The organism is Candidatus Paceibacterota bacterium, assembly GCA_035452965.1.
Lineage (GTDB): Bacteria > Verrucomicrobiota > Verrucomicrobiia > Limisphaerales > UBA8199 > UBA8199.
Genome location: DAOTCE010000037.1, coordinates 29,647 through 49,296, shown reverse-complemented (window position 1 = coordinate 49,296; position 19,650 = coordinate 29,647). Strand labels below are relative to the sequence as shown.

The 19,650-nt window shown below is 62.2% G+C and carries 23 protein-coding genes and 1 tRNA gene; 3 read left to right on the top strand and 21 right to left on the bottom strand.

Annotated features, from left to right (window positions below):
- Positions 1 to 427: 427 nt before the first annotated feature.
- A complete protein-coding gene (locus tag P5205_19315; GenBank protein ID HSA12514.1) occupies positions 428 to 676 on the top strand; it encodes a hypothetical protein in 249 nt (82 codons plus the stop codon).
- Between the two features lie 29 nt (positions 677 to 705).
- On the opposite strand, the gene P5205_19310 is transcribed toward P5205_19315, so the two are convergent.
- From P5205_19310 to P5205_19245, 14 genes are all read right to left on the bottom strand, one after another.
- The gene (locus tag P5205_19310; protein HSA12513.1) at positions 706 to 2,043 is read right to left on the bottom strand and encodes a terminase family protein; all 1,338 of its coding nucleotides are present in this window, start codon (positions 2,041 to 2,043) and stop codon (positions 706 to 708) included.
- A 56-nt stretch (positions 2,044 to 2,099) separates the two neighbouring features.
- Positions 2,100 to 2,777, bottom strand: a complete 678-nt coding sequence (locus P5205_19305; protein ID HSA12512.1) for a hypothetical protein — start codon at positions 2,775 to 2,777, stop codon at positions 2,100 to 2,102.
- Positions 2,761 to 3,558 carry a hypothetical protein gene (locus P5205_19300; protein ID HSA12511.1) on the bottom strand — a complete coding sequence of 266 codons (798 nt, stop codon included), beginning with the start codon at positions 3,556 to 3,558 and terminating at the stop codon, positions 2,761 to 2,763. The genes P5205_19305 and P5205_19300 overlap by 17 nt, the downstream gene beginning before the upstream one ends.
- Positions 3,555 to 5,561 (bottom strand): bifunctional DNA primase/polymerase, encoded by a 2,007-nt coding sequence (locus tag P5205_19295; protein HSA12510.1) that lies wholly within the window; start codon positions 5,559 to 5,561, stop codon positions 3,555 to 3,557. Before P5205_19295 ends, P5205_19300 begins: the two co-directional genes overlap by 4 nt.
- A 9-nt stretch (positions 5,562 to 5,570) precedes the next feature.
- Positions 5,571 to 5,903: a LuxR C-terminal-related transcriptional regulator gene (locus P5205_19290; protein ID HSA12509.1), complete on the bottom strand. Its 333-nt coding sequence runs from the start codon at positions 5,901 to 5,903 to the stop codon at positions 5,571 to 5,573.
- Positions 5,904 to 5,932: 29 nt separating this feature from the next.
- Positions 5,933 to 6,292, bottom strand: coding sequence for a hypothetical protein (locus P5205_19285; protein HSA12508.1), 360 nt, complete (start codon positions 6,290 to 6,292; stop codon positions 5,933 to 5,935).
- A 39-nt stretch (positions 6,293 to 6,331) separates the two neighbouring features.
- Positions 6,332 to 7,708, bottom strand: a complete 1,377-nt coding sequence (locus P5205_19280; GenBank protein ID HSA12507.1) for a PIF1 family DEAD/DEAH box helicase — start codon at positions 7,706 to 7,708, stop codon at positions 6,332 to 6,334.
- A gap of 48 nt (positions 7,709 to 7,756) precedes the next feature.
- Positions 7,757 to 7,960 (bottom strand): hypothetical protein, encoded by a 204-nt coding sequence (locus tag P5205_19275; GenBank protein HSA12506.1) that lies wholly within the window; start codon positions 7,958 to 7,960, stop codon positions 7,757 to 7,759.
- Positions 7,961 to 8,169: 209 nt separating this feature from the next.
- The gene (locus P5205_19270) at positions 8,170 to 8,853 is read right to left on the bottom strand and encodes a ribonuclease H-like domain-containing protein (GenBank protein ID HSA12505.1); all 684 of its coding nucleotides are present in this window, start codon (positions 8,851 to 8,853) and stop codon (positions 8,170 to 8,172) included.
- Positions 8,854 to 8,859: 6 nt separating this feature from the next.
- Positions 8,860 to 9,036: a hypothetical protein gene (locus P5205_19265; GenBank protein ID HSA12504.1), complete on the bottom strand. Its 177-nt coding sequence runs from the start codon at positions 9,034 to 9,036 to the stop codon at positions 8,860 to 8,862.
- A 120-nt stretch (positions 9,037 to 9,156) separates the two neighbouring features.
- Positions 9,157 to 9,888, bottom strand: coding sequence for a hypothetical protein (locus tag P5205_19260; GenBank protein HSA12503.1), 732 nt, complete (start codon positions 9,886 to 9,888; stop codon positions 9,157 to 9,159).
- Between the two features lie 68 nt (positions 9,889 to 9,956).
- Complete coding sequence (locus P5205_19255; GenBank protein ID HSA12502.1) at positions 9,957 to 10,385, bottom strand: hypothetical protein; 429 nt, start codon at positions 10,383 to 10,385, stop codon at positions 9,957 to 9,959.
- A 33-nt stretch (positions 10,386 to 10,418) separates the two neighbouring features.
- The gene (locus P5205_19250) at positions 10,419 to 10,643 is read right to left on the bottom strand and encodes a helix-turn-helix domain-containing protein (GenBank protein ID HSA12501.1); all 225 of its coding nucleotides are present in this window, start codon (positions 10,641 to 10,643) and stop codon (positions 10,419 to 10,421) included.
- Between the two features lie 76 nt (positions 10,644 to 10,719).
- Positions 10,720 to 10,983, bottom strand: a complete 264-nt coding sequence (locus tag P5205_19245) for a hypothetical protein (GenBank protein HSA12500.1) — start codon at positions 10,981 to 10,983, stop codon at positions 10,720 to 10,722.
- Positions 10,984 to 11,359: 376 nt separating this feature from the next.
- Here P5205_19245 and P5205_19240 point away from each other — a divergent pair, with 376 nt between their 5' ends.
- Positions 11,360 to 12,055 (top strand): hypothetical protein, encoded by a 696-nt coding sequence (locus P5205_19240; protein HSA12499.1) that lies wholly within the window; start codon positions 11,360 to 11,362, stop codon positions 12,053 to 12,055.
- Between the two features lie 130 nt (positions 12,056 to 12,185).
- Here the strand turns inward: P5205_19240 and P5205_19235 are convergent, their stop codons facing one another.
- Both P5205_19235 and P5205_19230 read right to left on the bottom strand, forming a co-directional pair.
- Positions 12,186 to 13,082 carry a hypothetical protein gene (locus P5205_19235; GenBank protein HSA12498.1) on the bottom strand — a complete coding sequence of 299 codons (897 nt, stop codon included), beginning with the start codon at positions 13,080 to 13,082 and terminating at the stop codon, positions 12,186 to 12,188.
- A 195-nt stretch (positions 13,083 to 13,277) separates the two neighbouring features.
- Positions 13,278 to 14,561, bottom strand: coding sequence for a hypothetical protein (locus P5205_19230; GenBank protein HSA12497.1), 1,284 nt, complete (start codon positions 14,559 to 14,561; stop codon positions 13,278 to 13,280).
- Positions 14,562 to 14,809: 248 nt separating this feature from the next.
- Between P5205_19230 and P5205_19225 the strand changes: the two genes are divergently transcribed.
- Positions 14,810 to 15,733: a site-specific DNA-methyltransferase gene (locus P5205_19225; protein HSA12496.1), complete on the top strand. Its 924-nt coding sequence runs from the start codon at positions 14,810 to 14,812 to the stop codon at positions 15,731 to 15,733.
- Here P5205_19225 and P5205_19220 read toward each other — a convergent pair.
- The 5 genes from P5205_19220 to P5205_19200 form a co-directional block, all read right to left on the bottom strand.
- Entirely contained in the window at positions 15,725 to 16,492 is a 768-nt protein-coding gene (locus tag P5205_19220; GenBank protein HSA12495.1) for a hypothetical protein, read from the bottom strand. The genes P5205_19225 and P5205_19220 overlap by 9 nt on opposite strands.
- Positions 16,489 to 16,725, bottom strand: a complete 237-nt coding sequence (locus tag P5205_19215) for a helix-turn-helix transcriptional regulator (protein ID HSA12494.1) — start codon at positions 16,723 to 16,725, stop codon at positions 16,489 to 16,491. Before P5205_19215 ends, P5205_19220 begins: the two co-directional genes overlap by 4 nt.
- A gap of 208 nt (positions 16,726 to 16,933) precedes the next feature.
- Positions 16,934 to 17,608 carry a hypothetical protein gene (locus P5205_19210; GenBank protein ID HSA12493.1) on the bottom strand — a complete coding sequence of 225 codons (675 nt, stop codon included), beginning with the start codon at positions 17,606 to 17,608 and terminating at the stop codon, positions 16,934 to 16,936.
- Between the two features lie 5 nt (positions 17,609 to 17,613).
- On the bottom strand, positions 17,614 to 19,146 hold the full coding sequence (locus P5205_19205) for a site-specific integrase (GenBank protein ID HSA12492.1): 1,533 nt from the start codon (positions 19,144 to 19,146) through the stop codon (positions 17,614 to 17,616).
- Positions 19,147 to 19,210: 64 nt separating this feature from the next.
- Positions 19,211 to 19,288, bottom strand: a tRNA-Pro gene (locus P5205_19200).
- Between the last annotated feature and the right edge of the window lie 362 nt (positions 19,289 to 19,650).

Sequence of the window (19,650 nt, the reverse complement as noted above, 5' to 3'; positions counted from 1 at the left end):
GGATGTCCGCTCCTATCCCTGCCGCTCCCTGGAGAGTGCCACCAAGCTGGCCGAGAGGTTCATCGCCGGCGTCACCAAGCCCCGCCCCGCCGCCCAGCCCGAGACCACCCCCGCGCCCGAGCCCCAGCCGGTGGCCGCGTAGGTCACACATCCCTGGCTCCGGCCGGGGATTTTCTTCTGCTCGCGAACAGGACCAACCCCAAACCGCTCACTCCCGCCGCAAGCCTCACGCCGTCACGGCCCTTGCGGGTGCCAAGGCCCGCGCCGTCATTCGGCTTGCTGCTCCCGTTCGCTCCCCCACCCAACCCCCAATGCTCGCCCCCCTGCCGTCCCCCAGGGGGGCTCCGCCTTTTCCGTTGCGCTCCTCATTCTTCCGCTTACACTGAAGGCGCACGCCATGAAATTCATGTGCCTTTGCGGGAAGATTTTGTCAGACACCACAGATGACATTCCATACAAGGCGCGCATGGTTGCCGACGAAGACTGGAACCGCTTCACCGAGTCTTGTGAACAGGCAGAGTATTATGACCAGCGCTTGGTGACGGCCATTTATCAGTGCCCCGATTGCGGCTGCTTGAGGATTGAGAAGCCGGCAGGAAAGGTTGTTTTCTTCAAGCCGGAAGACGACACCGTCCCCAAGGCGCTGCTCCGCTCAGTTGCGGGGGATGCCAGGTGACTACGAGGGGCTCCTCTAGCCCTCGGTAATCACAGCCCTCTCAGCTTCCGCTGCGTCACGGTCCGCGACTTCGTCGCCACCAGATACCGCAGCGCGTCGGCGGCATCGTCACCGCCAGCGCCATCTTCGTCACAGTCCACTTTCAGCACGTCCTCAGGCCGATTCGGATCGTGCTGGAGCGCCGGCAGGCATTCCACGAGCCGTGCACACCGCTCGTGGATGAACAACCGTGGCTTCACTCCGTTCGCCGGATCACCAAACCGGTGCAGCATCTCCGCCCACCCGCTCACCCGCTCCATATTCGCCGGCTTCAACGTGATGCCCAGCTTGCCGTATTGCGACGCGACGGTCGACCCGTCGCTCTGCCGACTGAACACATCCGCGCCGGCTACAAACCTCTTCAGGTCCGCAATCTCCAATCTGCGATTGGAGATTGCATGCCGCGCAAGCATCGCCGCGATGGCCGGCGCGTGCCGCTGCGGCAACCAAAGCCGCTCCGCGTGCTCATCCACCACGAACAGGTTGCCATCCCCATCCGTGCACCCGAGCAGCACGACCGTGTAATGGGTGAACCCGTAGTCCAGGGCGCAAAACCATTCCCGCGCCCTGGTCTCATCAAAGTCCGACACAATATGCACCTCCCGACGCAGCGTCGTGAAGAACTGCCCCGCCGCAATGTCCCAATCCCCATCCAGCCAGGCCCGCCGCTGCCAGCCAGTCAGGCCCTCGAGAACGCGCATGTACTCCGGGTTGTTCCACCGGTTGTCGGTCACGCGCGCCGCGATAAACCGCGTCTCGCTCTCCGCGTGCCGCTGCCACGGTTCGATGAACCGCTTGCGGTACCACCCGTGCCCAACACCGCCGGGGTTCGTGGTCGAATAGATGCGCGGGCGCCAATTCGGCTTCGACGTGCGGCAGCACGTCGTGATATCCTGATACTTCCGCGCGGTGAGCGTCGTGGCCTCCTCAATCCCAATTACGTCGTATTCCAGCCCCAGGTAGGCATCAATGTCCTTCTCGTTCTGGAAATGGCCCGCGATGATCCGGGAACCGTTGTCGAAGGTCAGGATCCCCCGGAAGGCCGAAAACTGATGCCCCAGGTTCGCAAACAGCTTCCGCCGCAGGTCCTCGAAGTGCTCCAGGTTGGCTTTGCCAACCTTTCGCAGCAGCAGGCACTTCAACCCCGGCACGCGCTGTGCGTCATCGGCACCCATCTGCGCCAAAAGCCAATGGCTTTTGCCGCCGCCTCGGGCCCCGCCGTAGCCGACGGCCGTCGGCCCGTCGGCCCGGTCGCACAGCCGCGCCGCCGCCGAGGCGGCGAGCTGGCGGCTCTGCAGGACAACATCCGCCGCTTGGAACCGGTCCATTTGGTCCTTCGGGCACCCAGCCCGCCGCCCGACAAGGAAATAGCGCTCCCAGGGCGTCACGTGCCGACCTCCCCTGTTTGCGACCCCGGATTCCCTGTTTGCGCACCCAATTCCCCTGTTTGCGACACCGGAATGCCTGTTTGCGCCGCCAAAACCCTGTTTTGCGCCGGAGGCTGCCCTCTAACGACCTCGACGTCCACCACTTCCCCAGGAAGTGGTTCGCCATAGATCTTCTCGAGCGCGACCGTCACCTCCACCCGCACCGCCGGCAGCTCGTCGCCCTTGCGCCGATCGCCGTCGGTGCCGAGCCCCGTCGCCAGCCGCCCCAGCTTGCTGGCGATCTCCAGCATCCGGGCGATGTCCGCCAGGTTGGCATACACCTTCTCGCGGGCCATGTAGGCATCCAGCCCCCGCTTCGCGGCGGCGATGGCCCGCTCGTGCATCGCCCACTCCGTTTCACGGAGTTGGTGCTCGCGGGCCGCCCACTCCGCGGCCTTGCTTCGCGCCGCGGCCTCGATCGCTCCGCGCTCGACCACCGCCAGGTGCGCCGCGTGCGCCGCCACCCGGCTCCGCCAGTCAAATTTCGCGGCCCAGCGCTCAACCAAACCCTCACTCTTTCCCAACTGCTTCCCCACCTCGCGGGTGGACCGCTCGGCCCCCAGGCTCAGATACAAACTGAACGCGGCGAACGCCTTATCGCTCTCACGCGGTTGTTGCTCAAAAGCCAGCGCCATTTTCAACCTCCTCTTGCCGAGCCCGTAGCTCGGCGATGATTTCCTTCACCCGCAACCGCTGGTCATGCGGCGGCTTCCACCAGTGATACCGCTCCGGCGAGTCGAATGGGATCCTCAGCGTCCCGTCAGCGGTGAAGAACGGCAGCCTGGCCCCCCCTTCAGCGGCTTTCGGCGGCTCCACAGCCGCCCCCCCTTCTCGGACGCCTCGGACGCCCTCCCGAAACTCTTCTTGCGTGCTCGCATTAGTACACTCCTCTACAGGAACCTCTTCAAGATACACGTGAGAGTTTTCAACAGGCGTCCGAGGCGTCCGAGATTCTCCCAAAGGAAGCTCCAGCACCAACGCAGAACCGTCGCTGGACTTCAAAACACCCGTCCGAGGCGTCCGGGGCTCATCCTGCACGCTGCATTCCTGGTTCTGGACTTCGCGGACCCCGTCCGAGGCGTCCGAGCCGCCTATAGTACTATAGGTGCCCGCTGGACTTCCAAACACCCGTCCGAGGCGTCCGAGAATCCCGGACTGGACCGTCGGCGCAACCGTGACGCCCGCAACCCTGACCCTGATCGCCCGAGGCCCCCGCTCTCCGGCCAGGGCATAGATCCGCTTCCGGTGCTCGCGGTCGCCCGGGAACACACAGCAGCCGAACTTGCCATCGGCCGCAATCCGGAGGTGCTCGCCCTTCTTGTCCTGCCCCTTTTCGGCGCAGGCCGGGCACCGTGCCCGCTTCACCCCGTCGGCCAGGTCCACCACCTTCTCGAGCTTTTTCACGTCCAGGCTCATATGGTGGCCGACTGCAAAGTCTCCCCCTCCGTCAGGAATTTCACCCCGCTAAACCCGCGCTGGTTCTTGTCCTCGCGCTTCACGTCATGCCGCTTGGTCACGCCGAACAGCTCCAGCATCAGCCCTTCCAGCTTGTTATGGACCTCGGTAATCGGCAACGGCTGCCACTTGCGCTCCGGGCAATACGCGCCGTAGCCCTCGACCAGCTCGGTCACGGTCAAATCGCCGTAGCTGTCGGCGATAACCCGGTCCTGGAGGAAGTGTCGCAGGCTGTCGCTCTCGGCGAGCAAGGAATCCACAATCCCGCGCTGGCGCGCCGTCAGCTTCAAATCGCCGCCATCGTCCGGGATCTCGCTCAGCACCATTTGCGCGCCCAGGAGCGCCCAATTCAAAATGCCGCTGCCCTCGGTCCGCACGAGGTAAGCCCCAAAATCGTTGATCTTCTTCGCCGGCGGCGGCGCTTCATACCGCACGATGTTCAACCGCCGCGCCCACGCCCCAACATCCCCCTGCAAGCGCACCCGTAAGCGCGCGTTGGACGTGATCATCACGTTGAACGTGCCTTGCAGTTGGAAACTGCCAGTCCCGCCCTTCTGCTCGGCGTCGAACCAATCGCCGCCGACCAACCCCTTCAGCACGGCGGCGCCCTTGGTGCTCAGGAAATCCGCTTCCACGTCCACGCCCACCAACAGGGTCCGCTTGAGATAGCGGAACAGCTCAAACCGCTCGGCGAGGTGCTTCGTGCGAAGCTGCGTCACATTGGCCATGCCAACCACCCCCTGCATGACGTTGGCAAACTGCGTTTTGCCCCGCCCGGCCTCGCCGTCCAGGATCAGCAATCGCTGGGCGCGGTTGTAGCCGAGCAGAAACATGCCGGCGAACTTCTGCAACAGCTCGACGTCTTCGGGATCCACCGCGGGCAGGACCAGCTCGTTGAGGAACCGCTCACACTTCGCGTTCTCGTCGAAAGCGATCGGCGACCGGTGCCGCGACCGGTATTCCGGCGAGAACGGCCGCAACTCCGCGTCCGCTCCGTTGAAGACAATCACCCCGTTGGCTAGGTGGATCACCTTGCGCCGCTCGGCGAACGGCTTCTCCTGTTCCACAATCCCGCGCAAATGCGAGATGACGCTGTTCAGCGTCTTCGCTGTGCGCCGCTTCTGCAGGTCGAACACGTTCGCCTGGCGCGATGCCTCCAGCATCCGCCCTGAGATCTTCGTCCGAATCCCATCATCCGACTCGACCGCGTAAAGCCCGGTGTCGCCCGCGTAGGCGTAAAACGCCTTCTCATCCTTCTCGAACAGGATTTCATTCTCCGACGCGTGCAATCCCGCCCAATAGGCCTCGTTGATACCCGTCAGCGCGCCCTTGTCATTGGTGTAGAAAGGTTCTCCGTAAAGCAGCCGCAGCTTTCCGTCGCCCCCATTCAGCCACGGCAATTCCCATTCCGCCGGCCACACGATTTCTGAGAACGGCAAGGTCACGGGCGCGGCATCAACCACCAGGCTGTACTCCATCCCCTTCGGATGCAGGCCGTAGATGGTCGAAAGCCGCCTGTCCGCCCGCCATTCAAAGCGCTTGTGTTCCGGGTTGCAGCTCTCGGGGTAGTCCCCCTCGATCCGCAGCCAGACCATGCCGCCGCGGCTCCCGCGCGACTGCATTGTGCCCGCCAGCTTCGGATTGGCCGCCAGGAACGCGGCCAAATCCTCATCCGCGTCAAAATCAATCGCGCAGAGCCCGCCCGATGCCTTGCCCAGGTAAACAGCGATGTTGGTCGGTTCGACCTCAAACAGCGCCTGGTAAGCCGGCGTCTTCGTTCCCTCGAACGGCCGCTCAACGTAGGTCACCAGCGGCTTCTTCGTGCCCCACTCGCACGGGACGAAGAAGACGTCTTCACCCAGCCGCGCAGTAAACCGCTCCAAAGCAGACCCCTCAGACTCCCCGTTAACGCGCTGGGGGGTGCTCTCCAAGCCATTTTCGATTTCCATCAAAGCTTCAGTCATGAAGACCTCTCATCTCAGTTGCCTGCCCTGCTCATCCCGCCGGCCATCCAGATGGATGACCCCTGCCAAGAGCGCGCGCCGGCACAGGCTGACCGTGTCGCGCACCCCAAAGACGCTAAACAGCATCGCCCGGTGGTATTCCACCGTCTTGGCGCTGATGCCCAGGTCAGCCGCAATTTCCTTCGTTCCCTTCCCGGCCCAAATGCCAGCCAGCACCTCTTCGCGCCGGCCATGGCACGAAAGCTTCCTCGCCAACCCCGGATACAGCTTCGCTGTCACCGCCGACCCGCGCCAAAACATGGGCCGGCCGCGTCTGACGGGAATGGTTCGTCTCGGGCGCATGCGCGTTAGCGACCGTCCTAGTGCTCATTTCAGGCCGCGGCCTGCGCCGCCAGCCTGTCACCCTGTCCTCTGCCAACCGGGCACTTCCGGCTTGCCGTAGGGCAATTGGCGCGGCCCAACCCCTCATTAGTCGCCGCTACGTCGGACATGTATCGTTTCATCAGTCGCATTCCCCACGTCAGGGACCGCCGGAATTCAAAGGTCTTCAGGTAGCCGCCGGCTACGCCGCGCGCGACCAATCGGCTGTCGCCGCGCTGGGCCATCCGCCGCGCGTGCTTCGGATTGCGGGTCTGCACCCAAACAACGCCGCGCGTCGGCTGCCAGGCACATAGTTCCTGGCCGCCAATGGCCTCGTTCAGTCCCGTCCGGCCCTCAATGAGTGTCTTCATGCGTGTTTAGTGAAAATTCGTGAAATTCGTGTCTCGTGTCTAAGCCGCCATCGCCCTGTAGAACTCGATTGCCTCGGGCGCCACGTGGACCCCCTTGAACCACTCCTTGAAATTCAGCCCCGCCAGCGACCGCACTCGCGACACGGCAACATAGGCCTGGCCCGGTTCCCGGGCGGCGCGGATGTCCAGGAACGCCGAATCCAGCGTCAACCCTTGCGCCTTATGAATTGTCATCGCCCATGCCAGCCGTAGCGGGAACTGGCTGAAGGCCGCCGAGCTGTCGTCCTGCGCATCAAAACGCCAGGCGAACCGCTCGACCCTCAGCACCCCGCCGCCAGTGCGCACCACCACCCTGCCGGGCTCGACGGCCTCGACCGTGCCAATCTGCCCGTTGACGAACAACGGCTCGCGCCGGTCCGGCTCGTTCTTGTTCACGGTGAACATAACGAGCGCTCCGGGCTTCACCCGCAACGTCTCCGGGGTTAGCAGATTCTTGACGAGGAACTCGCGTTGGTGCTCCGGACCGCTCTGCTCGGCTTCCAACACGCTTTCCTCGCCCGGCAGCTCGGAAAGCTGGAATGCGTTCCACCTGTCCACCTGGGCGTTGTGAGTAAACAGGCGCGGCATGGTGGCCGGCGGATTGCGCCGCACCCGCGATTGCAGCAGACGGGCACACTCGCCCCACACGCGGCCAACCCGGAAGCTGGCCAGCGCCTGGACGAACGACGCCTCATCCTGCCGCCGGACCGTGTCTAACACCACGGTCTTGAACTCGGCCGCCGCCCAGGCCGGCGTCCGAAATGCCCAGTCATAAGGCTCGCTCTCGCTGGTCCGGACAGGCGGCAGTTGCAGGAAGTCACCGGTGGCGATCACCTGGCACCCGCCAAAAGGTTCATCGCGGCCCCGCAGTCGCCGGAACAGAAATTCGACAAAGTCAAAATGTCGGCCCTGGAGCATGGATACTTCGTCAATGACCAGGACTTCGCAGCGCCGCACCCGGTTAAACCCCGCCAGAATCGACCGCCGCGGGTCGCGCTGTAGCAGGGCGAAGTACTCTTCATTCGACTGCCCCGCCTGCGGCCCCAGCATCATCCCGCAAAACCGGTGAATCGTCATGCCGCCCACGTTCAAGGCCGCCACGCCGGTCGGCGCGGTAACGTCAACGCGCTGGATGTTCGTGCTGTGCAGGCACTCTTCGATAAAGCGCCGCAACAGCGTGCTCTTGCCCGTGCCGGCCATGCCGGTCAGAAAACAGTTCCGACCGGCCAGGGCCGCCGCCACAAACCGTCTCCCTTCATCAATCGGCGCTTCCATCTTCGCCAGTTGCTCAGGAGTCCAGCGCGGACGAACGGCTCTCCCCTCGTCGGGGAGAGCCCCAATGGTGGCCCCCTGCATTGTGGTTTCATTCAGGTCCATCTGATGCATTCGCTCTTCGTTTCCTTAGTTGCCTTCTGTGAAGACCCTTCACCGATCCTCGACCAGGCCGCACACCGTGCATCGCCGCGACCATTTCGCCATCACCCAGGTATGGTCTCGGCAGATCCGTTTCGACACGTGGCGCTTTGCGCCTTGCAGGTCACCAAGCGCCATCGCCCCGAAATCCCCGCGCACGACGAACCGCTTCGACGTGTAAGCCTTGCTCGTAGCCAATTGTTCCCGCTCGTTCATAGCTTCAACTCCACAACTCAGCCGGCGTCAGCCGGCTGTAACTGCCGCCCCAACGGGGCAAGACGAAATCAGCCCAGGGCAAGTGAGGAACGAGCGCCGCCCTGGGTAGCAGCGCATAAATTGAAATTCTCCCCTCGCCCCATCCGATGGGGAGAGGGGCGGGGGTGAGGGGCAATCCGTGTCCGTTCGTGTTCATCGGTGGTTTCCTTTCAATACGCCAGCTCCTCTGCGACCATCGGCGTCACACCCAGCACGCCGGCAACCCGCGCCGTCAGCTCCACATCGTTCCGCAGATACGCGACGGCCTTGTCGCGATCCGAGCGCCACAGCTCGGCGAACTGCTTCCCGTCACCGTTCTTCGCACCCAGCCCGAGATGTTTGGAAATACTGTCCAGCGAACCACGCGATTGGCGGTCGCCGAGCTGCCAGTTGTCGCGCAGGTCAACCATCTCGTCGGCCCAGTATCGCCCGCGTCGGATGCCGAACGGCATCTCGACCCGATGCTTCCACGACCGCCGGAAAAGGAACGGCAGATCAAACTGGTAGATGTTGAAGCCCACCATCTGGTGAACGCGGCCCATCTCGCCGCGGCAGGCCTGCCAGAACTCGCGCAGCGTCTGCGCCTCGTCATCGTGGCCGATGACATCGAATCTGCCGCCGGCCAGGTAAAGCATCCCAATCGCGACCACCCGACCCGTCAAAGGGTCCAGTGCCGCGCGCTCGACAAAATCGCGGCGGTGATTCATCTCCGCTTCCGCCAGCTTGGCGGCGATTTTGTCCGGGTCCTTCAGATTGCCCGTCTTCACCTCAGCCGGGTCGAAGGGCGGCATCATCGCTGCGATCTCTGCCTCCGGCAGAGCGCACGTTTCAATGTCGAAAAAAATCGTTTGCATAGTTGTTTAGTCGTCCAGCACTTCATCACCGTCGGGCGTGATGCCCATGCACCTCAGCTCATTGGCCAGCACATCCGGCCGGCACGAGAGCATCGCCATCTCAGTTACCAGGTCTCGACCCCACTCGCGGTCCTCGCGAATGGCGCCGCCGTTGCGATACTCATCATCTAACGACCGACTCACCCGCTGGGCCCTACCTCTCCCCGGGTTGGCCTGTGCGGCTCGCACCGGGGAGAGAGTAGGGAGAGGGGCCAATTTCATTCGCGTGGCTCGCATTGGGAGGCCGAACTTCGGTATCGCGGTTCAATACGGAACGTTGTCCGCGAGTTCATCCCGCTCTGCGGCCCACCAATCCAGCGCCGCAATCAGCCGCTTGTCATCCGCCAACGGCTTCGGATTCGCCTTCGCTGTCGGCAACCATTTCTCGATCAGCGCCTGCACCTGCTCCGGGGCCAGGTCGCGAACCTCCAGCCCTTTGCACCGGCCCACGTGGATCTTGGTCGCGCCCAGGTCGCCACTATCGCCCGCTGCCTGCTCAGCCCGCCGATACGTTCCCTGCGCGGCTCCGGCGCCCGTCGCAGCACCAGCGCCGTTCGCCTGGCGGTCCTTGACCCGCACATACTTCCCCGACGGCTGCAACGGCGCCCCCGACTTGTCCGGCGTGCAGGCCGCGATGTTGGCGTAGGTGTCACTGTCCTTGTGCTCCTGGACCACCACGAGCTGGGCCGCCTTGCCGATCAGACATTCCGTGTCGAAGTCATCCAGCTCCGCCTTGGTCAAGTCGCGTCCGAACCAGCCCCGCACAAATTTCCGCAGGTTTGCTTTCTCATTCAGGGTGGGCGTGAAGCTCTTCGACCAGACGCAGTATCGGCTGCCGTCGTCCTTCAACAGGTCCACCTCGAACACGAGCTTGAACACATCGCGTTCGCCAAACTGACTCTGCTGCTTGCGCAGCGGCGTCGCGTCCACACACACACCCTTGCCCGTGAACTCCGGGCAGGGCTCGAAGTTCCCATTGTTATTCTTGATCTTCATTCGTTTGTTCTCTTTCTGTCGTTTGTTGTTTTCTGTCGCTGGGAACGCACGCCAATGCGCCCCCAAATTCAATCCCTCCGCTGGGTCCAGTGCTCAGGGCTACCCGTTTTGCCATTGGCCATTTGCGATTGGCCATTCGTCCCATCGGTCCCATTCCGGCCTTCGTTGCCTCCGTTGCCTCCTGTGAAATCCCCGCGCAGGAATTTGAAAAATGTTTCGGCATCCATCGTCACCAGCCACGGGCAGAACCTCCTGCGATGCGCGACCACCGGCACCTTGCCGACGCCGTCGCGTCGCGCCTGTTCCATCGCATCCTCGATATTGAGCCGCTCGACCGCTTTGACTTCGAAATGCAACCAGGCCAGCTCCTCGCAGATAACGTCAGGGGATTCTGGCGAGCCGGAAAACTGTTGGCCGCGGCGTGCCATGTAGCCGTGCGCACGAAGTGCGTCGCGCCACTGCCGCTCACCGCGCTTGCCTTTTTCCCTGGAGTTCATCGGCCAGTGTTCGGGTCCATCAACCCTCAACTCTCAACCTCTGCAGACCCGGCACGTCCTGGCCAGCGCGGCTTCGATCTCGCTCCACTTGAACGCCACCGAGCGCCCGATCTTGTAGTAGGGAAGGATGCCTCTCGACATCCAGTTATCTATGCAGCGAACCGTCTTCTTCAGACGGCGCGCCACCTCGCTCTTGTTGATGAACTCCTCGACCGGCACGCTCTGCGTTCCGGTCGCCACCACTTGATTCGCTTGCATCGTCATCATTGTTCAACCCATCTGTTCACTTCACGCCGCGCTGCTCAGCCCGCCTGACCATTCGCGCGCGCACCTGTTATAAAGCCTTTTTTTCGCAACCAATCGGGGTGCCAAAAGCACCACCTGCACGCATGCGAAGGCATGCGAAAGCAACCACCCGTGACCACAGTTCTTGCGCACAAAAATATTTCAGAAAACTGTTGACGGTTTTCGACCGCCATCCGGCGCCGAAAATCGCGACCTCAACCAGACCCTTATTCCACGGGCCTGAAACCCACTTTTCACTTTTCGTCATTTCCTTCACGCTTTCTGCTTTCACCACCAACGCACTTGCCTGCACACGGGTTCATTCCCAGCCCGCGCACCATAGCTGCCCTCTCAGCAGCCGCGCTACTAACCAGATCCTCAGCGCCCCCGGAGTGCCCCTTAGCACCCCTAGGCGTCCCCCAGGTGCCCCCTCCGCCGCCCACCGCCCGCTCGCGCGCGCCTCGACCATACCCACCACGTTGGCCACGCCGCCCAGGCCGCCGCCGGCGCCACCGTCAGGAACCGTCACCAGCCGTCACGGGCCGTCAGGAGCCGCCACTTTTCCCGAAAAAAACGCTTGCCTGCATGCCGGCCCACCTGGCGTTCATCTGCGTGCCTGCGAGCATACACGCAATGCGTATGCGGGCAACGTTGACACGTAGGTTTATTGCGTATATGGTATGCCCGTTATGAAACCATCACCTCTGAAGCACACGCTGGCGATCCTCCGGCACACCATCGGCCCCGACATGACGCAAAAGGAAATGGCGCGCCTGGTCAAACGCTCCCCCGTCACCATCCAGAAGATTGAGCTCTGCAAACTCCCGCTGGCGGAATCCCTCGGCGGCGAAATTGCCATGCGTACCGGGGTTAACTTCGAGTGGCTGATGAAGAACGACATCAGTGCCCCCATTCTCGACGCGCGCCACAAGCCCTACACCCGGGAGACCTTCGAGCGCTGCCAGTCCATCAATCCCAAGGACCCAAACCTCCTGTTCCTGTCGTACTTCGACGTCCCGGCGATCATAGCGGCCTGTGTGATGAATATCACCAGAGGTGCCCTATCGGCCTTGGCCGCCAACGAGGTCGGTGCAGTGGACCTCTTTGGCTACCGGATCACCAAAGCCATCGGCGAGGTTGTTGAACCCATGGACGGATTCGAGGATCTGCTGGAAAAGTGGGGCCATCGCCTCAATGAGGCGGTGAGTTCCAATGACGCAGGCAACAACTGCTACCAATTGGTTGCGCAGATCCTGAGCGACTGCTCACATGCCACCAACAAGATCATTGAATCAAAATCCGGCCGCTCACTCCCCAAGCGCAAACCACAACTGCTGGACGGAATGCCGGCCCAAGATGCGCGCAAGCCACGCCGCGGACGCTGAATCAAACCACGCGGCACAGCGAACGCTGGCCGTTACAGCCGCTCTCATTAACACGCTTCAGCGCGGTGTGAAGCGGCCCCCTGCGCTGAGCCGTTTCAACGGTTCCCATACCAGCCGCGTCTCGCTCGCTTCAGTTCTCAGCGTGCCCAGCCTCGCCTCGCTCAAAGGTCACCACCCTGTAAACCTTGCCGTCATTCCCCTTCCACTCGGCCGGCCCCACCCAGGCATGCCGCACCGCCACGAGCTGCCCTCGCTTCTGCGTAAACACGGCACTCCGCAGCCGCCGGAAATGCGCCCTGCGCCAATGGGCCGCCCGCACGATCTGCTCTTCGCTCGGGCCAGTCGCCTGGCGTTGGCACGCCCGCGCATCCCCCCGCCGCAAAATGCAGTAATGCGTCCGTGCCAGCCGCCACTCCACGCTCTTGCCCGGCTTCTCCGCCGGTTCCACCTTCACCACTACGTTCCCCGGGTACTCCATATCGAAAAGGAAACCCTGCAAGTTACGGAGCGGCTCCATGAACATCCCCTCGAAACCTTTCGGGTCCTTCTCCTTCATCGCCAGGACCTTCCCTTCCGGCACCGGCTTCCAATCGACCATCGCAGTCAAACGGCCCTTGATACGTGTCGGCGCCGCGCCTTCCCCCTGCACGCTTCCCTCCTCCAGCACCCAGCGGTATTCGTGCTCGAACAGCGATTCGCTCTTCGGTTCATCCTCAACCCCCAAATCCCCCGGCCGTGTGTAACTCAGGCACGTCAGCGACATCGTCCCGGTGTGGAACCACAAATCAAAGCCCGCCCAGGTCGCTACGCGAAACAAAGGAAACGGTAGCAACTTCGGGCACTGCGTCCCCGGCTCCAGAACGCTGGTATTGAGAAATTCCAGCTCCTCCTTGCTGTAAATTCGTCCTTCGGGAGGCATATCCCACACGAACACCGGCGCCTGCAGCGCCAGCCCCAGCGCCTTGGCCGACAACAACCGCACCCCCGCTATCCGCTTCAAAACTTCTCGCTGATTAATGATGTTCATGCCTCCCAAAGTATCAGCCCCCTAGGACAAAGGCTGTCCAACCCAGAAAATTAATCTGGTGACGACCCCCGCCCCCACCAGCGCCCGACGCGAGGACCGCCGCCTGGCAACCCGCCTCGGTTGAAGACGTAGCCACCCTCCGGGCTACGGACACCCTCAAATCTCAGCGGAAGAAAAGCAGGAATCTGGAAGGCTTCAGCCCTTCTGGAAGAACACAATGTACTCCGTCCGCATCGTGTTAGACATCCCATGGATCTGCCGGTGCAGCTTCCGCACGCGCTGCAGCCCATGCCCGCGCGCCCAATCTGAAATCAGCTCGTCAATGCCCGTCACCTCCTCGGCTGGCGTGCCGAGAATCTTACCCAACTGGTTGTTGTTTGTGCCGACCACAACCGTGCAGAAACGTCCCGGCCTGAGCACCCTGGCACACTCGGCCATCACTTGCTCCATGTCCTCACGGTACAGTTCAAACTTCTCCCGCAATGATCCGCCGCGAAGCCCGACCATCCCCTTACGCAGCTCCTCCAAATCCACGCCCAAGTAGTTTAGATGGAAGGAGTCATTCTCCAGGTAGTCGATTGCAAAGCTATACGGTGGAGAGAACAGAACGCCCTCCACGGACTCATTCTCGAGTGGCAGCTTCCTCGCGTCACCCCGAACTGCCGTGGCCTCGGCCATCTCTGACTCGAACCCGCCGAGCACGTTCTGGATCTTCCTGGCTACGAAGTAGTACCGCTCCAAGATCGCGTGGAACTGATCGTAGGGGGCCTTTCTCTCACTGCGCTCGCTATAGCCAGCGCTGTCCAAGTATGCGAGCAGGAGGAAGTCATACACCTTCGCGGCTTCACAGCCCTTCGGTAGCGCGCCGAACTTGGCGTCATACGCGAACGGCCCAGATCCGTCCTTTAAGCCCTCATCCCAAGGCTCTGCGGGCGCATAGTACCGAACCTTGCTCCCCGCACTCGGCTGGCCAGCGCGCTTCTTGAAGTGCTCGAATACAGCCTTGCTGTCCCGGCAGGCCGCCTGCAAGGGTTCAAGGGCCACCGTCAATCCATCCAGTTTGGCCTGGACCATGAACCGGCAGAACGGGCTTGCATCCAGCCCAACGGACTTAATGCCCATAAGCTTCGCCTCAATGAGCACTGTTCCTGAGCCCATCATCGGGTCCACTACGGTTTCGCCAGGCCGAAGCCCCATCGCATTCAGCACGCCCTTAATCATCTGCGGGTGGAACTTCCCACGGTAAGGAAACAGCCCATGCGTTGCATAGCCAGTCCGGAACTGGTTCCTCTCGAAAAACGAGCGCAGTTGCGAGGAGGAGTGCTTCGGCAGCCTTAGAGGCTCACCGCTGCAAATAAGAAAGTGCCGCGTCCACTCGTCTCCGACTCGCCCAAAATAGCCGGCATTCCTGACAAGCTCCTCGTTAGTCATCAACCCGGCCTCTGCGGACGCTAGCTCCATCTCGTACAATTCATTCATGTGCGGGATAAGCTGAAGATGGGCAGGAAATAGCTTGTGCGTGAATCCCGCCTGAAGCACCTCGGCTATGAGCCGGGGCCGCCTGTCGCTTCCCAGCCGTGACGCCGCCGGTTTGCGTGGCGCTGCCTGTAAACCTGGTTCAGCCTGCTGCATGCCAAAGAGTCCCGCGCTTCAGCTCCACTTGTCAACCTCGCCCTTTCACACTCCTTTGCTGTTGCGCGCTCCAGCGAACCAACTAACCTTGTATCGTGCCGTTGCAGCCAGTATTCCAGACCGACTTGGGCCAGCTCTACGAGGGCGATTGCCTAACGGTAATGCCATCGCTGCCGGCTGGCTCGGTAGATCTCCTTTTCGCAGACCCGCCGTTCAACCTCGGAAAATCCTACTCCTCGAAAATCAACGACGCTCTGGAGGATCAGGAGTACCTCGACTGGAGCAAGCGCTGGATCAACGAGGCCATACGGCTCCTCAAACCCGGCGGCTCGTTTTTCGTATACAACCTGCCCAAATGGAACCTCCGGCTCGGGGACTTCCTGGCCAGCCGCCTCACATTCCGGCACTGGGTCGCCATCAACATGACGTATCGGCTGCCCATCCAAGGCCGGTTGTACCCGTCGCACTACTCGCTCCTTTACTTTGTCAAAGGCCCCAAGCCCTCGATCTTCCACCCAGACCGCCTGCCAATTGAAACCTGCCGCCATTGTGGCGGCGAAAAACACGACTACGGCGGCTACAAGAACAAGATGAACCCGCGCGGCGTCAATCTCGCTGACGTGTGGGACGACATCCCTCCCGTTCGCCACCAAAAGTATAAGCGTCGCAAGGCGAACGAACTCTCCTTGAAACTGCTCGACCGCGTCCTTGCGATGGCCAGCGATCCCGGCTCTTTCGTTTTCGACCCATTTGGTGGTTCCGGCACGACATTCGTCGCAGCACAGCTTTTGGGCCGTCGTTGGATCGGCGTTGAACTTCACTGCGCCGACGCCATAGCACGCCTGCGCGACACCGCTGGAGACCTGGAATATCTTGAGAAGTTGGCCCTTGAGAAGAACGTCCTATTCAAAAGCGCGGCACTTCAACTGCGCCACAAAAACGGCCACCGCTCCGACCGCTACCAGGTTCAGGCGAATGGGAACGAGCAAACCCGTCAGAAGACACTCGTTTTACAGTAGCTTGCTCGCGCCCTCGGCGCTACGTCCGTCGGTGCCCTGCGAAATGAACGGTACCCCCGCGTCATCCGTAAGCTCGTCGTGCTCCACCACCGTCACCGCCAATAGGCCTCGCTTAACACTATTGCCTACGTGGTGCCATAGGGCCAGGTATGGCGACAACTCCTCCCAGTTGCCGATGCGGTCTGTGAGGTGGGGGTAAAGCTGGCGGCTCGGCAGGATCACCACCCCGATGTCGATGAGGCCAGCCAGCATCACCAAGCACAGTTTATTCATCGATCGGTGGCTCGAGGATATGTTGCCGGTCTCCCACTCGACTACGCAGCGCAATCCATCTGCCGACTGAGAGTAGAAATCAAAGTCGCCGAGCCCTTCACGAAACACCTCGCACCAATGGGCGTCATCGAAACCGTAGTCTCGCATTGACGGGAATTCCTTGAGCGTGGTCTTGGCAGTGGGTTCTGCCTCGGCCAGCACTGAGCGTCCGAGCCCTACTGGCATTTCGGCGCGCCACCCCGCCTCTGTCAAGTTGGCCAGGAACTGCCGCTTTATCGGGACCACGCCGTTTCTCATCCACTGCTTGCTTGGCCGTCCCTGCGCATCTGATTTCGGTATCCTGCGCCGTATCACAAAACGGTCGCTTCCCGGCGGGTGGACAATCTTCTGAACCGCACCAGTAATCGCCTCGTGCATGCGCGCCCACGGCTCGCTGGCCATCAGCCCGCCCCGGTCAAAGACCACGACTGTCCGGACAAACTTCATCGCGGCCTCCGGGGAAGGTCTTTCGTCAGCGCCGCGACATCGCACTTGAGCGCCACCGCAATCTTGCACAGCACATTGAACGTGATGTTGCGCTCCCCGCGTTCCACCCCGCCGATGTAGCTGCGGTCAATTTCGCTCTCGTAAGCCAGCTCCTCCTGACTGAATCCCAAAGCGATGCGCGCCGCCCGAATCCGGCGGCCAAGCTCTTGCAGTTCGGCTGAGCGCTTGCGCATCAGCGGAACATAGTCTCCAGAGGACGATTATCAGTCCACGGACTAGAATACCCATCTTCCTCCTGAGGCGATGCACGTAGCCAGCGATCGGACACCCCCAGCCGCGCTTACAGTGCTTATGCCCCTCCCCGCCGGCGGGCCCCAGCCGCGTCCCTCTAGCCCTCAGGCCGGGCAGGCCCACCGCGCACGGCGCCTTCTCTGGAGTAACCTACCTAGCCAGCTTCTCCCAGACCTCGGGCTGCGCTCCTCCATCTAGCGGCTCTTGGGTTCCCGCCAACACCCGCTCGCAGAAATCAACTAACTTGCCGTAAGTGAGTTGAATGCCGGCCCTCTTCGCCGGCGCGAAGCACTCGCCCAATGACTGCTCTGTATCCGCCTGGCTCACCGCCTTTTTGCCCAGCGTCACATACAGACACCCCTGCCGCTTTGATCTTATGAACCGCTCAACCTTCTCCCCATCGTCGGCAAAGTCCACCTCCCACCGGTTGCCCGGCGTCCTGTTGCAATACACCAGCGGGCTCTCCTTCTCGCCATGCAAACTCAAGTCCACCAGGCCATGCCCCTTGACCGTGAACCAGAAATGCTTGGCGATCTGGTTCAGTAGGGCTTTCCGCGGGTTTCCATCTGGACTGCTTTCGATGACGAACGCCATGCCGCGCCGCGTCACCGTCTGGAATCCCCGGCGCGCCAGCAATCCGGAAACCACAACCATATGCGCCACGCATTGGATGTTCACCCTTGCTGTCTCGAACTGCCCGCCCGTGACCGACAGCGCTTTCATGTCCTCGGGCACCTCCGGCGCATCCTTCGTCCAAAGCAGAGAGTTGAGCGCACGCTTAAGCGCCTGCATCTCCCCTTCCGTTGGCAACCCTGCAGCGTTCATTGGCCCTACGCCGCCCCCTTGCCCTTCGCTCGCTTGCCCCGAGCCGGCGGCACAATCGCAAACCACGCCTTGGCGTCCTGCGGCGTCACCAGCTCCCGGTAGTTGCTGAAGATCACTGCCGGGCTGTTCCCCGCCTCCAGCGCGACCTGGGCGACGTTCTTCACCACCGCCACTCGGTACGAGATGAACGAATGCCGCAGCCCGTTGTGCTGCCATTTGAACTCGCCCTCGACGTCCTTCTTGCTCCGGCGCTCGTTGACCGCAACCGTCAGATCCAGGAACTGCTCCGTCAGGTTGGCGAACGGGCAAACCGGCCCGCTCTCCTTGCGATACTTCTTCAGCCACTTCTTCAGGTTCGGCATGATCGGGATTGTCCGCCGGCTGGCCGTCTTCGCTTTCGCCGCCCGGATCTCGATGATCCCCGCCTTCATCCGGATGTCCTGCCAGTCCAGCCGCTGAATCTCGGCGTGACGCACACCGGCGAACGCCCCGAGCACCAGCGCCGGCACCATTTCCCGCCTCGCCACCGCCAGCACCTCCCGGAACTCATCCGGCCGGAAGATGCCGATCTCGCCCTCCAGGTTCTTCGCCAGCGCAACCGCGTCTAGCTCGTCATGGTCCTTCGGCACATACCGCTTAGCCTTGGCGAAGCTGTAAAGCACCTGAAACGAGCCGCGCAGGTTGTTGCGCGTCCTGGGCGACACGTCCAGCGACCGCAACCAGTCATTGATCGTCACTCCGGAAATGTCCCCGAGGTAATTCTTGAACTTCGCCGCGAAGCGGTTCAGGTCGTATTCCAACTGCTTCAAATACCGCGCGCTGAGCCGGTCCTGCCGCTTCGACTCCAGGCATTCCTTCACTACCTCGGCCACCCGCTTCGGCTGCGTGCCAATGGGGTGCCGCTTCAGGTAAAACTCAACCGCCGCGCTCAGGGAGGCCCGGCCCGCCAGCTTCTGCACCGCATCCGCATATTCCGCCGCCGCCGTCTCCAAGGCCACGCCGACCGGGTCCAGCAACTGCCGGGCCCGGGCGTAGGCCGCCCAGTCTGCGCTGCTCAGTTGCGGCACGCCCATGTCGCCGAGAGCCATCTGCCCGCCGAGCTTCTTCGCCTCCTCGATGGCCTTTTCCCATGTGGGAAACACCAGACGCTTCCGCTTCCGATCAATCCAGTAGGAAATCGTGTAAAGCTCCCGGTCGCCGTTCGGCGTGCAATAGACCTTGAGATGCGCCGACCCGACCTCGACCAGCCAGTTAGGCCCGGCGCCGTCCACGCCAGGCCGCTCCGTCACCTTGGCCTTGAACTGCTTCGGCTTAACCACGCACCCGTTGGCGACCGCAGTGGCCACCGCGCCCGAGCTCCCGCTGACAGGAACTGTCAGCACGTCATTCGGCCCCGGCGCCGGTGCCGAAACAGCCTCAGTCGGGCCAGTGCGCGAAGCCTCCGCCGCCGCGGTTTCCGCGCTGCAATTGTTGTTGGTGGTAGATTCGGCGCCTTCCGCGCCCCCGATTTGGCTGCTGACAGCAAGTGTCAAACTCATGCCGCCGATTGTGTCAGCAAAGTGTCAGCGGATCAAGAATAATCTCACTTTCCTAAGAAAACAGTGGTCGGAGCGACAGGATTTGAACCTGCGACGTCTTGGTCCCAAACCAAGTGCTCTAGCCAGGCTGAGCTACGCTCCGATACGATGTCCCCCGAGCCAGTCTGCGGCATACCACGAATCCCAGCCTGCAAACTGTTGTTGATGCTGCGAACGGCCGCAGCGGCCAACCGCGCCAGTTTCCCGCTGCCCGGAAAACGCAGTTAGCAACCCTAAACCACTCCCAGCTATCACAAGTTCATTCTGCCCGGTTCAGGTAAAAGGGCAAGCTCATTCACCGGCGTTGTCCCGCGGCCTTCAACACCGGGATCTGGCGCATCGCGGGACGTGACGGAGAACCTGTATGCGGAGCACAGCAAGCCCCAAGCCTCAGCGAAGGTAGGGCGGTTTCGCCGCACACCGCCGTCCCCCGGCGCTCTCGGCGAGAGCGCCCCACCTTCACCA